This is a genomic window from Streptomyces sp. NPDC088707 (assembly GCF_044752725.1).
Classification (GTDB): domain Bacteria; phylum Actinomycetota; class Actinomycetes; order Streptomycetales; family Streptomycetaceae; genus Streptomyces.
In genome coordinates, this window is the sequence record NZ_JBIVLV010000017.1 from 146196 (window position 1) to 159042 (window position 12847).

At 73.0% G+C, this 12847-nt stretch carries 12 protein-coding genes; 4 read left to right on the top strand and 8 right to left on the bottom strand.

The genetic code is table 11. The features are described 5' to 3' along the window. Positions 1–56 precede the first annotated feature (56 nt). From ACIP84_RS36295 to ACIP84_RS36305, 3 genes are all read right to left on the bottom strand, one after another. The gene (locus ACIP84_RS36295) at positions 57–1544 is read right to left on the bottom strand and encodes an MFS transporter (protein WP_401804122.1); all 1488 of its coding nucleotides are present in this window, start codon (positions 1542–1544) and stop codon (positions 57–59) included. Between the two features lie 103 nt (positions 1545–1647). Beyond that, complete coding sequence (locus ACIP84_RS36300; protein ID WP_401804124.1) at positions 1648–2007, bottom strand: ArsR/SmtB family transcription factor; 360 nt, start codon at positions 2005–2007, stop codon at positions 1648–1650. A gap of 88 nt (positions 2008–2095) precedes the next feature. Continuing rightward, complete coding sequence (locus ACIP84_RS36305; RefSeq protein WP_401804127.1) at positions 2096–2302, bottom strand: cold-shock protein; 207 nt, start codon at positions 2300–2302, stop codon at positions 2096–2098. A gap of 526 nt (positions 2303–2828) precedes the next feature. On the opposite strand from ACIP84_RS36305, the gene ACIP84_RS36310 reads away from it, so the two are divergent. Then, positions 2829–4334: a right-handed parallel beta-helix repeat-containing protein gene (locus ACIP84_RS36310; protein ID WP_401804128.1), complete on the top strand. Its 1506-nt coding sequence runs from the start codon at positions 2829–2831 to the stop codon at positions 4332–4334. Positions 4335–4387: 53 nt separating this feature from the next. Here the strand turns inward: ACIP84_RS36310 and ACIP84_RS36315 are convergent, their stop codons facing one another. Both ACIP84_RS36315 and ACIP84_RS36320 read right to left on the bottom strand, forming a co-directional pair. Further along, complete coding sequence (locus ACIP84_RS36315; RefSeq protein WP_401804131.1) at positions 4388–5692, bottom strand: amidohydrolase; 1305 nt, start codon at positions 5690–5692, stop codon at positions 4388–4390. Continuing rightward, entirely contained in the window at positions 5689–6981 is a 1293-nt protein-coding gene (locus tag ACIP84_RS36320) for an MFS transporter (protein WP_401804134.1), read from the bottom strand. Before ACIP84_RS36320 ends, ACIP84_RS36315 begins: the two co-directional genes overlap by 4 nt. 63 nt (positions 6982–7044) lie before the next feature. Between ACIP84_RS36320 and ACIP84_RS36325 the strand changes: the two genes are divergently transcribed. Both ACIP84_RS36325 and ACIP84_RS36330 read left to right on the top strand, forming a co-directional pair. Beyond that, positions 7045–8136: an Lrp/AsnC family transcriptional regulator gene (locus tag ACIP84_RS36325; protein ID WP_355960094.1), complete on the top strand. Its 1092-nt coding sequence runs from the start codon at positions 7045–7047 to the stop codon at positions 8134–8136. A 316-nt stretch (positions 8137–8452) separates the two neighbouring features. Continuing rightward, positions 8453–9100, top strand: a complete 648-nt coding sequence (locus tag ACIP84_RS36330) for a ScbR family autoregulator-binding transcription factor (RefSeq protein ID WP_401804136.1) — start codon at positions 8453–8455, stop codon at positions 9098–9100. A 1-nt stretch (position 9101) separates the two neighbouring features. On the opposite strand, the gene ACIP84_RS36335 is transcribed toward ACIP84_RS36330, so the two are convergent. From ACIP84_RS36335 to ACIP84_RS36345, 3 genes are read right to left on the bottom strand one after another with little or no spacing between them, the layout of a single operon-like run. Continuing rightward, entirely contained in the window at positions 9102–9866 is a 765-nt protein-coding gene (locus ACIP84_RS36335; RefSeq protein WP_401804139.1) for an SDR family oxidoreductase, read from the bottom strand. Positions 9867–9888: 22 nt separating this feature from the next. Next, a complete protein-coding gene (locus ACIP84_RS36340) occupies positions 9889–10839 on the bottom strand; it encodes an NAD-dependent epimerase/dehydratase family protein (protein ID WP_401804141.1) in 951 nt (316 codons plus the stop codon). 14 nt (positions 10840–10853) lie between these two features. Next, entirely contained in the window at positions 10854–11852 is a 999-nt protein-coding gene (locus ACIP84_RS36345) for a ScbA/BarX family gamma-butyrolactone biosynthesis protein (RefSeq protein ID WP_401804144.1), read from the bottom strand. A gap of 79 nt (positions 11853–11931) precedes the next feature. On the opposite strand from ACIP84_RS36345, the gene ACIP84_RS36350 reads away from it, so the two are divergent. After that, on the top strand, positions 11932–12612 hold the full coding sequence (locus tag ACIP84_RS36350; RefSeq protein ID WP_355960083.1) for a ScbR family autoregulator-binding transcription factor: 681 nt from the start codon (positions 11932–11934) through the stop codon (positions 12610–12612). Positions 12613–12847 lie beyond the last annotated feature (235 nt).

Sequence of the window (12847 nt, forward strand, 5' to 3'; positions counted from 1 at the left end):
GGTCGTGTCAGACGGCGGCCTCCGCCTTCTCCGTCCTTCCGGTGGTGCCGGTGATGTCAGCGGCTGCCCCGCCGGGCGGCGGCGGGGGCCTCCGCGGCGGGGCCTTGTGCGGCAGGGCCTGGCGCGGCGGGGACGTCGGCGACGGGGGCCTCCGCGGCGAGGCCGGTCGTCCGCCGGCCCCCGGCCGGGTCCTCGCGCGGCCACAAGGCCGCCGCGCCCGCGGCCCCCGCGAGGGCCACGGCGGTGAGCACGGCCGCCGACGCCGCCGGGCCGGCCGTTGCGGCGAGCCAGCCGGCGAGCGGGTAGGTCAGCAGCCAGCAGGCGTGTGAGAGGGAGAACCGGGCCGCGAAGGCGGCGGGCAGGTCCCCGCTCCGGACGGAGCCGCGCACCACCCGGCCGCCCGGGGTGAGCACGGCCGAGCCCGCCGCGCCCATGACCAGCCAGATCACGAGCAGGGCGGGCCAGGACCAGGCCCCGGGCGTGACCGCGAGGCCGAGGGCGAGCAGCCCGAGGGACCCGGGCAGCACGAGGGCGGCCCGCACCATGACCGCGCGGTCGCCGCCGCGTTCCAGGAGGCGCGGCAGCAGCAGGGCCGCTGCCATCGAGCCCGCGCCGTACGCGCCGAGGGCGAGGGGGACGTCCCCGGCGGGGCGGCCGAGGGTGTCGCGGACGAGGATCACGGTGTCGACGAGGACGACGGCCCCGGCGGCCGCGACGGCCAGGTCGAGGGCGAGGAGGGCGCGCAGCCGCGGGGCGGCGAGGACGAGCCGGATCCCGGCGAGCGCCCTGGCGTACGTACGGGGGCAGGGGGCCGCGCCACCGATGCGCTTCGGGCCGTCGCACCGGCCCGGCTCCCCGCACACTGCCGCGCCGGGCCCCGGATGGGAGTCCGGGTCATGGTCGGGGGCCGGGTCGAGGCGGGAGGCCGGGTCGAGGCCGGAGGCCCGGGCGGAGGCCGGGTCGAGGCCGGAGGCCGGGGCGGGCAGGGCCGTCGTGCGGACCAGGAGGGCGGAGGCGACGAACCCCGTGGCGGTGCCGGCGAAGAGCCAGGCGTACGGGACGACCGTCAGCAGCGCGGCGGCGAGCACCGGGCTCGCCAGGCTCTCCAGGTCGTAGGCGAGCCGGGCGAGCGACAGGGCGCCGGTGTAGTCGCGTTCGTCGGGCAGCACCTGCGGGATCGTCGCCTGGAAGGCCGGCGTGAAGGCGGCCGAGGCCGCCTGGAGCAGCAGGATCAGGACGTACACCTGCCAGACCCGGCTGACGAACGGCAGGGCGAGCACGACCGCCGCGCGCGCCAGGTCCATGGAGACGAGCAGCGCCCGGCGGGGGACGCGGTCGGCGAGGGCGCCGACGAGCGGGCCGAGGACGACGTACGCGGCCATCTTGACGGCGAGAGCGGTGCCGAGGACGGCGGCGGCGTTCGCGCCCGCCAGGTCGTACGCGAGGAGGCTCAGGGCCACGGTCGCCAGGCCGGTGCCGGTGAGGGCGACGACCTGGGCGCCGAACAGGCGGCGGTAGGTGGGGTTGCGCAGCACGGACAGCATGAGGACGCCCCCGGTCGGCCACGGCGGACTGCGGACGTCACCAACGTAGCGGACATGTGCACGCTTGCGCACATGTTGATGCCAGGAGGACGCGGTGCGGCCCTCAGTCGTGCCAGGGCTCGCCGCTCACCTCGTGATCGGCGCGGCTGATCGCCTCGACCACGAGCCGCTTCAGATGCCCGTCCGGCATGGCGTACACGACCCGGCGTCCGTCCTTGCGGGACTGGACGAGCCCGGCGAGACGCAGCTTGGCCAGATGCTGGCTGACGGCGGGGCGCGCGGCCCCGCAGGCCGCCGTCAGGGCCGTCACATCGGCCTCACCGCGGGTGAGCAGCCAGACCAGGTGCAGCCGGGTGGGGTCGGAGAGCAGGCCGAACACCTCCGCCGCCGCCGAGAGTTCGAGCGCCCCCGGCGTCCGCTCGTGCGGCCGGGACGCGGCCGCGGGATCTACGCGCTCAGACATGGGCCCATCGTAGGCAGGCGGGCGCGCTCCCCCCAGCCGCGGGCGAGGGTCACCGATGCCCGCCCCCGCCCAGGGGCCGGCCCGCCCCTCAGACGCGCAGTTCCCTCGCCTCGAAGCGGCCGTCGCCGAGCACCAGGACGAAGGTGACCTGCTGCCCCTCGGAGAGCGCGCGAACCTCGCCCTCGATGTCGTCGGCGCTGAAGTAGACCTGTTCCTCGGAGCCCACGGGAACGACGAACCCGTAGCCGCCGGCACGGTTGAAGGACTGCACGAACCCTTTGCTTCTGCCTCCCACGGCGGCCTCCTCGTCGTCGTCACCGGGGGCGCGGCGGAGGGGCGAGAACCCCGGTCGACCGCATCCGCGCCTCAGGGGACTTTTACCCCGTGCGGCCGCCCCCCGCCCGTCGGCGGGAAGTCGGTGCGGGTGGTGCAGACCACTCACCCAGACCTAGTAGAATCTTCAACTGAGGCCCGGTGCCGGAGATCCCCCGTGTCCGACACCGGGCCTCCTCGTACCTTCCGCCAGGCCCTGCCGCCGGGGTACGCGCGCCCCCACTGTAGCCACCGGGCAATGCCCGGAGCCGTCCCGCCGGAAGCCGCTTCCCCGCCCGGAGCCGTCCCGCCCCGGAGCTCGCCTCCCCGCCCGGAGCCGTCCCGCCGGAGCCCGCCCCCGCCCGATACGGGACTGCCACTCCGGCTCGGGAGTCGACCAATCAACCGCGCCCTGATCGATATTCGATCATTCGACACTTCTGCATTGACTCGCTCATCGGCCACACCTAGCTTCTGGCGGCACCAGACCTCGAGAAAGGTGTCGCGTCATGACCATGGAGGCATTCCCGGGGCGGGCGACGGTCGGTGGGCTCATCGCCGTCGCGCTCGCCCTCGCCGGCAGCGTCGTCCTCCCAGCCGCGCCCGCCTCGGCCGCCGGGAGCACCACGTACGTGGACTGCTCACGTCCGGCCGCCGGCGACGGCAGCCAGGCCTCGCCGCTGAACAGCATCGCCCAGGCCAACGGGAGGACGTACGCGGCCGGTGACACGCTCGCCTTCGCGTCCGGCACCACCTGCACCGGGTCCCTCGCCCCCAAGGGCAGCGGCACCGCCACCGCCCCCATCACACTGACGCGTTACGGCACCGGCGCACTGCCCGTGATCGACGGCGGCGGCGCTCCGGACGCCGTATCCCTGACCAATCAGGACCACTGGCGGATCAGCCACCTGAAGCTGACCAACCCCGCCGCCACCCTCGCCCGCCGTACCGGCCTGCGGATCTCCGCGACCGACGGACGGGCGCACCGCGGCTTCGACATCGGCGATCTCGTCGTCGAGCGGGTCGCCGGCCAGACGAGCAAGAACAGCCCGACCACCGAGGACTTCGTCCAGTCCGCCGGCATCGTCACCGGGGCGAGCGGCACCGGCTCGACCCTCCACGACGTCCACGTCCACCACAACCGGATCTCCGACACCGGCGGGGGCGGCCTCAAGATCCGGGTCGGCGCCATGGCGGTCAAGGGCTCCGGGGTCCTGATCGAGCACAACGTCGTCAAGGACGTCGGGGGCGACGGCATCATCGCGAGCTACGCCGACGCGCCCATGATCCAGTACAACAACGCCTCCGGTGTCGGCAACGGCGCCTACCCCTTCTCCGGTGGCAACTTCGCTGGCATCTGGGTGCTCGGCGACCACAACCCGACCATCCAGTACAACGCCGTGTACGGGATCACCAGGATGTCCGTGGCCGACAGCCAGGCCTTCGACTGCGACTGGGGCAACACCGGCACCTGTCTGATCCAGTACAACTTCAGCCGCGACAACATCGGCGGCTTCTTCCTCGACTGCGACGGGTGCGGCACCATCGGCGGCGCCCAGCAGGTCATCCGCTACAACATCTCCGAGAACGACTGCAGGATGAGCAGCGTCAGCGCGGGCCGGTCCGCGCTGCGCATGTACAACAACGTCCTCTACTGCACGGACAAGAAGTTCAGCATCACCCTCCCCGACGAGAGCGTCGTCGAGAACAACATCTGGGTGGGCACGACCGACTCCCGGCTGCCGACGGCCGCGGGGATCTCCTGGCTCTGGAACGTCTTCCAGGGCGTGCCGAGGCCGACCGCCAACGGCATCGCGGGCGACCCGCACTTCGTGAACCCGGGCACGGGCGGCGACTCGCTCGACTCCGCCGACGGGTACCGGCTCCGCTCCACCTCGCCGGCGCTGAACAACGGCTCCGTGATCAGCGGCAGCGGGGGCCGCGACTACTGGGGGAACCCGGTGTCCGCGACCGGCAAGCCGCACCGCGGCGCCTACAACGGCCCCGGGTTGTAGCCCGCTCGCACCCCCGGCGCGCCGGGGTCGGGCGCCGGGGGTGCGCGTCCCCGTCAGGCGCCGGACGTGCCGGTCCTCGTCAGCCACGGGGCGGCCGCCGCGAGCAGGGCGGTCACGCCGAGCGGGATCGTCGGCCCGGGTACGGGGGCGAAGTGCGGCGAGTGGTTGGCGGGGACGGTGTCGGGGAGGCCGTCCTCCAGGAGCGAGGCGGGGTCGACGCCCGCGTAGAGGGCGGGGTCGGCGCCGCCGAAGTGCCAGAAGACGGAGGGGACACCGAGCGCGGTCCCGAAGGTGCCGAAGTCCTCGCTGCCGGTGATGATCTGAGTGAGCGTGAAGACCCGTTCCCCGCCCAGGACTTCGGTGAGCGCGTGCTGCACGACGGCGGTGGCCGCCGCATCGTTGACGGTGACCGGGAAGGAGTTGAGCGGGCTGAACTCGGGCTCATTGGGGGAGCCCGATGCGACGGCCTCGGCCCGGACGATGCGGGTGACGGCGGCGAGGATCCGGTCCCGTACGGCCGGGGTCGTCGAGCGGACGTTGATCCACAGTTCGGCGGTGTCCGGGATGATGTTCTCCTTCGTCCCGGCGTGCAGCGCTCCGACGGTGACGACACCGGTCTGGGCGGGTCCGATCTCCCGGGAGACGACCGTCTGCAGCCGCAGCACGACCGCAGCCGCGAGCACCACGGGGTCGACGGCCGTCTCCGGGGAGGAGCCGTGGCCGCCCCGGCCGAAGAGGGTCACCCGGAAGTTGTCGGAGGCCGCCATCACCGGTCCCGGCCGGGTCCCGACGAAGCCGACCGGGGCGGGGGCCACGTGCTGGCCGAGGCAGACCTCGGCGCGCGGGAAGCGGTCGAGGAAGCCGTCCTCGATCATGGCGGGCGCGCCGCCGACCTCCTCGGCGGGCTGGAAGACCGCGACGACGGTGCCGTGCCAGGCCTCCCGGTGGGCGGCGAGCTGGGCGGTGGCGCCGAGCAGGCAGGCGACGTGCATGTCGTGCCCGCAGGCGTGCATGACGGGTACCTCGTTGCCGTCGGGGTCGGTGCCGGTGGCGGTGGACGCGTACGGGAGTCCGGTCTCCTCCTTGACGGGGAGGGCGTCCATGTCGGCGCGGAGCAGGACGACGGGGCCGGGGCCGTTGGCGAGGACGCCGACGACTCCGGTGCCTCCGACGCCCTCGGTGACCTCCCAGCCCTGGGCCCGCAGCTGCCCGGCGACGACACCGGCGGTGCGGAACTCCTGGAACGAGAGCTCGGGGTGGGCGTGCAGGTCCTCGTAGAGGGCGAGCAGGGCGGGCAGCCGCGCGTCGAGCCCGGAGAGGAGCGGGGCGAGGGGGGTGGCGGCGGTCTCGACGGTCATGCGGAGTCCTTTGCGGTACTGAGGGAGGGGTGGGTCGTCGGTTCGTCGGCGGCGGCGCGGAAGGCGGCCGCGTCCTGGGGAGTGAGGCAGGCCATGACGGCGGCGATCAGCGCGCCGAGGACGAGGAAGCCGAAGGCCACCTGGAAGGAGAAGGCGTCGGCGAGGGCGCCCATGACGGGCGGGGCGACCATTCCGGCGACCTGGCCGCCGAAGATGACGACGGCGCTGCCCACCCCCACGGACGCCGGGGAGAGCCCGGCGAGGGGGACGGCGAAGATCGGCATGTACGCGAGGGAGGCGGCGAAGACGGCGACGGTGCCGAAGACGACGAAGCCGAGGAGGGACGGTGCGTTCGCCATGAGGAGCAGGGCGCCGGCCGCGACGGTCATGCCGGGGACGATGATCCTGCGGTGGTGGCCGCCGAGCCGGTCGACGAGCCGTCCGCCGAGGACGGTGGCGAGCGCGGCGCCGAGCGCGGGGACCGCGATGAGGGCTCCGGCGGAGGTGAGGGAGACGCCGTGTTCCTCGCTGAGGTACGACGGGACCCAGGTGTTGAGGCCCCAGACGATGGTGTTGTAGCCGAACATCATGAGGGCGAAGCGCCACAGGACGCCCTTGCGCAGGACCGCGCGGAGGGCGGGACGGGCGGTTCCTCCCCCGGTGTCCTCGGCGGTCTCCGTACCGGGCAGCGGGGCCGGGAGCCACAGGCGTACGGCGACGAGGGCGAGGACGCCGAGGGCGGCGGTCGACCAGAAGGCCGAGCGCCAGCCGAAGACGGCGACGAGCGGGGCCACGGCCAGCGGGGTGATGACGGCGGCGAGGGCGTTGGAGCTCATGACCGTGCCGTTGGCGCTCATGCGTTCCTCGGGCCGGGTGCGCTCGACCAGGACCTTCATGGCGGCGGGCGGGAAGATCCCCTCGGCGGCGCCGAAGGCGAAGCGCAGGGCGAGCAGCACGGCGAAGGACCAGGCGAAACCGGTGAGGGCGGTGAAGACCGACCAGGTGAGCAGTGCCCAGAGGGTCACCCGCCGGCCGCCGAACCGGTCGGCGAGCAGGCCGCCGGGGATCTGGCAGAGGGCATAGGCGAGGAAGAAGGCGGAGACGACGAGGCCCTGCTGGGTGCGGTCGAGGTCGAACTCGGTGCCGAGGAAGGGCAGGACAAGGTTGATCACGAGCCGGTCGGCGTAGTCGACCAGCCAGGCCGCGAAGAGCAGGACGACCGTGACGCGGACGGTTCTGCGGTGCGCGGACGGCGCCGCCGGGGGCGCGGGAAGGGTCGGAGCAGGCACGGTACTCCTCTCGCCGGTGGCCGAATCTGGTGGTCGGCCGGAAGTGCCCCTACGATCCGGTCCGTGAGCGAGAGTCCTTCCGGATCGCCGGAAAGCATCAGCGAAGGCCCCTCTGGGCCGGATTCCGGCACGGAGGGTGCCGTCGCGGGCTTCTCCGAGCTGGATCTGGCGCTGATCGACGCGCTGCAGGCGGCCCCTCGGGCCCCGTGGACCCGGATCGGGCAGGCGCTCGGCGTGAACGCGACGACGGCCGCCCGCCGCTTCGATCGGCTCCGTGCCGAGGGGCTCGCCTGGGTCACCGCGTACGACGCGGCCAAGACGGCCACGGTCGCCTATGTGGAGGTGCGGTGCCGGCCGCGCGCCTTCGACCGGGTGAGCGCGGCGGTGACGGCGCTGCCCTGGGTGTTCAGCGTCGACGAGACGGCCGGGGACTTCGACCTGTTCCTCTCCGTCGCCGCCCCGGACCTGCCGTCCCTGGGGCGCGCGGTGCACCGGGGAATCGGCGGGCTGCGCGGGGTCCGATCGACCCGGACCCGGCTGGGCATCACGCTCTACGGAGAGGGGCGCGACTGGCGGATGCGGGCGATGAACCCCGCCGAGCGGGCGGGCCTGGGCGGGGCGCCGGCCGTCCGGCCGCGCACCTACAGCACCCATCTCCACGAGCGGCCGTCGCCGCAGGACCAGGCGCTGCTCACCGCCCTCGGCGCCGACGGGCGGCTCGGGTACGGGGAGTTGGGCGCGCTCACCGGCATGAGTGAGCACACGGCGCGGCGCCGGCTCCAGCGGATGATCCGCGACGGGGACATCACCCTGCGCTGCGACCTGGCGCACCCGATGGCCGGGCTCTCCACGATGGTGGTCTACCGGACGTCGGTGCCGCACGCACTCCTGGAGCAGACGGGAAACGCCCTCGCCCGGCTGGAGCAGGTGCGGATGTGCGTGTCGGTGAGCGGCCCGTACAACCTGCTCGTCCTGGTCTGGCTGCACGGGCTTGGTGCGGTGGACCCCTTCGAGGCGCTGCTCGCGGAGCGTTTCCCGGCCCTGGAGGTGCGGGACCGGACGGTGGCCCTGCACTCCCCGAAGCGCATGAGCTGGCTCCTCGACGCGTACGGCCGGGCCACGGGCAGGGTCCCGCTGGGGCTGCCCGAGCACTGAGGCGCCGCTCCCGTTCGGACCCGGTCGGGAGTGGCCTCCGCGTGGCCGGCAAACCTGTTGCCCGGTTTGTCAGTTGGCAGGAACCAGGGCCCGCGGAACAACGGCCGCGCCTTCGGTCGTCCTCCAACTCACCACTCCCGTACGCGTTCTCTGTCCGTCCCGGAGGGGGCCGGTCGCCCACCCGCACCGAAGCGCTCAAGAACACACGCAAAGCCCGTACAATACCAAGCAGTCGGTTTGGAGTCGTCGAACGGAACGGCGCGACGGGGCGGGCACGCCCGTGCCACCGCGACGCACGGTGCTACTGGAGCCACGGGTGACCAAACAAGAGCGGGCCGCACGGACCCGCGAGGCCCTGATCACTTCTGCGGCCAGGGAGTTCGACCAGCACGGCTACACCCTGGCCAAGTTGTCGGCGATCAGCGCGGGCGCGGGGGTGAGTCCCGGCGCGCTCCACTTCCACTTCGAGAACAAGCCCGCGGTGGCCGCCGCCGTCGAGCACGAGGCGTCCACCGCCCTGCGCAGGACGGCCCGGATCGTGTACCGGCAGGGGTCCAACGCGCTGCAGAACCTCGCCGACACCACGCACTCCCTGGCAGGGCTGCTCCGTGAGGACGTCGTGGTCCGCGCGGGATATCGGCTCAGCTGCTCCCGGGGCGGCCGTACGGATCTGAATCTGCGCCAGGAGTGGCAGAGCTGTGTCCAGCAGCGGCTCGCGGAGGCGGCCGACGAAGGCCGGCTCGCCACCGGCCACGGCGGTCAGCAGGACCTCGTCCGCACGGTGGTGGCCGCCACCGTGGGCCTGGAGGCACTGTGCCGGGAGAACGGCGAGTGGCTCTCCCCCGGCACCGTCACCGGCCTGTGGCGCACGCTCCTGCCGATGCTGGCCGCACCCGGAACACTCGCCGGCCTGGAACCGGCGGGCAGTTCGGCCGTCCCCGCCGCGCGGGCTCCGGTGGGCTGATTCAGAGCGCGGTCCCTCCCGTGGCGTCCACGTACTGGCCGGTGATCCAGCGCGCGTCGTCGGAGACGAGGAAGCCGACCACGTCCGCGACGTCGGCCGGTTCCCCGATCCGGTTGAAGACCGAGAGCGCCGCCAGGGACGCGCTCGCCTCCGGGGTCGCCCGGCGTCGCGCGTTCATGTCCGTCGCGATGTAGCCGGGGGCCACGGCGTTGACCGTGATCCCCCGGGGCCCCAGCTCCTTGGCGAGGGCGAGGGTCATGGTGTCGACGGCGCCCTTGGTCATCGCGTAGGTGACCGAGTCGGGAAAGGCGTGCCTCGTCACCGCCGACGAGATGTTGACGATCCGCCCGCCGTCCCTCAGCCGGTCGAGACCCCGCTGGACGAGGAAGAGCGGGGCCTTCACGTTGATGGTGAACAGCCGGTCGAACACCTCGGTGGTGAGCTGCTGGATACGACCCGAACCGCTGGCGGCGGCGTTGTTCACGAGGATGTCGAACCCGGGCTCCTCGTCGCGCTCCGCGAGACCGGCGTCCAGACCGGTGTAGAACGTGTCGACGGCGTCGGGCGCCTCGAGGTCCGCGCGGAACGCGAAGGCCCGGCCGCCCCGCTCCTCGATGGTCTCCACCGTCTCGCGGGCGGCCTTCTCGTTGCTGCCGTAGTGGACGGCCACCAGGGCTCCGTCCCTCGCCAGCCGCTCGGCGATGCCTCTGCCGATGCCTCGGCTCGCCCCTGTGACGATCGCGGTCCTGCCGGCCAGCGCGGACATGTCGGTGGTGCCTTCCTTCTGTTCAGGAGTGGTCGAGGAGACCGCGGTACCACGGAAGGTGGTTCGCGAACCCCACGGTGAAGCCCGGCCCCGGGTCGCAGCCGAGCTCCCGCCAGGGGCGGTCGTCCGCGAACCAGTGGTCGGTGGCGAGCATGTCCAGGTGGTGCTGCGCGAAGGGGACTCCGGCGAACAGCGCACGGGCGGTGGCGATGTCCACCACCGCGCCCCGGCCCCTCCCGGTCCGCCGTGTGAGCAGTGCCTCGCCGACCGCGAGCAGCTCCCGGACCGGAACCGGGTCGGGGTGCTGGACGTAGTACGCACCCGGCTCGGTCGCCGGCGAGAGCGCGGCGCCGAGCAGGGCGCCCGCCAGACTGTCGACATCGATCAGGGAGTGCAGCGAGGTTCCGCCGTCGAGGGGACCGGGCAGTGCGCCGAGGAGCCTGACCAGGCCGGGGATCACCCGCCGGTCGCCGGCTCCGTAGACGAGATGCGGCCGCAGGACGGTCCCGCCGGCGTCCATGACGTACCGGTCGGCCGCCGCCCGGGTGCGGCTGGTCGCCGAGACCGGCGCGGGCGGCAGGGTCCCGGGGGCGGCGGCCCGGAAGGGGCCCCGGCCGTGGACGGACGCGGTGCTCAGCGAGACGATCCGGGTCGCCCCGGCCGCCGCGGCCGCGTCGACCAGGGCGCGGGTGCCCTCGTCGTTGACCGCGCGCGCCAGCTCCGCGTCGCCGCCGATCGCCGAGGCGCAGTGGATCAGGACGTCGATCCCCTCGCAGGCGCGACGGAGCGAGTCGGGGTCCCTGAGGTCGCCGGGGACGGTCTCCGTCTCCGGTCCCCGGAGTTCCCCCGGGACGGCCGTCGGCGTACGGGCGAGCAGCCGGACGCGCGCGGGTTCCTTCGCCGACGCCGCCATCGCCGCCACCCGGGCGCCGATGAATCCGGTCACGCCGGTGATCAGAATGCGAGGGCCCATCGTTCCGCTCCGGTTCAGCCTGCCAGTCGGCCGTCGAGGCCGACTCCGGCCACCGCGAGTTCCGGTGACGGGGAGGCGAGCGTACACATGAAGACCGGCATGCCCTCCTGCCGGCCCGTGACCCGGACCACGGTCGTCGAGCGGTCGGGGGTGGGCACGACCTCGGCCTCGATCCAGCAGGGGCTGTCGAGTTCGGCGTAGCGCTCGAAGGAGACGTCCACGGCGGTGGGCAGGAACACTCCGCCGGTCGTCATCGTCGCGGCCTGGCGGGCGGCTTCGAGGAGCATCATCCCGGGCGCGTGATCGTTCTGGCGCCGGAAGAGTACGGAGTGGTTGGTGTCGACCCTCAGCCGCCACTGGCCCGCCCGGGTACCCGGGCCGAGGACGACGTCCTGCGGGCGGCGGCGGCCCACCAGGTGCGGAGCGACCCCCTGGACCAGGGGGACGGGTCTGCCGAGAGCCGCCATCCGGTCGCCCCGAAGCCGTCGGTAGGCGGCGGCCGAGGTGTATCCGGCGAGGCCGCCGCCGGTGGCGAGCGGGCGCCCGCCCCGGGTGAGCCGCACGGTGGTGGGCAGGTTCCGGGCACGGCCGCGGCGGGTGCCCAGCTCGGGGAAGTGGATGTCGACGGTGACGTTCGACGGGAGGCCGTTGACGGCGAGGGCCGCGGGGTCGGCGGCGAAATGGAGGTCCCACATGACGAACTGGTCGTCCACGGGTACCCCCAGTTCCGCATGAGCAACGAGCATGGTGGCCTGGCGTATCGTCTCGGCCACCAGAACGGGGTCGTGCCGGTCCCCGGTCACCGGAGAGAAGAAGGGATGTGAGGCGGGCCAGTGAGCAGAGACGGAGAATCGGTTCTCTCCCCGCTGCGTCCAGCCGGTGGGAAAGATGTCGGCGGGATCCGCTCGGTGGACGAACTCCCCGGGGACGTGCGTCGCCGCTCCGCGGCGGTTCTGATCCATGGTTCCCCCTCGCGCCCCCGCGCACCCCTGGGCGGCGAACCCGCCCGCCATAGAATACGTACAGCGCGGTTTTCTTTTCAATGCTTCACGTCACACGTCGAGCACAGTCAGCGATACAGCAGGAGGCGCCTTGGCACAGCAAGCGCGTGCAATCCGGACCCGGCGGGCGATCCTGGAGTCGGCCGCGGCCGTCTTCGCGGAGCGTGGCTACGAGCGCACGACCATCGGGGAGATCTTGGTGCGCGCCGGGGTGACCAAGGGGGCTCTGTACTTCCACTTTGCTTCCAAGGAAGATCTGGCCCTCGGCGTGCTCGACGCCCAGATGCTCGACGAGCCCCTCACACCGCAGCCCGTGAAGCTCCAGGAGCTGGTGGACCAGGGCTTCCTCCTCGCCCACCGGCTGCAGCGTGACGCGCTGGTGCGCGCGAGCGTCGCGCTGGCCCTCGACAGCGGCGCCACCGGGGTCGACCGGGCGGCTCCGTTCAAGGCCTGGATCGACCAGGTCTCGGAGGTCCTGACGGTGGCGAAGGCCCGCGGGGAGCTCCTCGTCCATGTCGACGTGACGGACACGGCCGAGCTGTTCTCGGGCGCCTTCGCGGGCATCCAGACGATGTCTCAGATCCTGTGTGATCGCAAAGATCTCACCCACCGCGTCCTGGTGCTGCTCCGCCACGTGCTGCCGACGATCTGCACCCCGGCCCTGCTGACCACGCTCGAGATGACCGAGGAACGCGCGCGACGACTGGCCGCCGAGTACGACCTGCAGCGCCTCAAGAGGGGGGAAGGAAACCTCGCGGACACACCTGGTTAAGAAAACCGACCGACCGGTCCCCTGAGCGCCCCGACGCAGATCAGCGTCGGGGCGCTCTGGCATCATGGCACTGAGTGTGTTTTGCTGAGGGTACTCAGTGCCAAAAGCGTCTAGGGGAGCTCCACATCATGGGCAAGGACTTCGACCTGTATCGGCCCTCCGAGGAGCACGACATGCTCCGGGAGTCGGTGCGTGCGCTCGCGGAGGCGAAGATCGCGCCGTTCGCCGCGGCGGT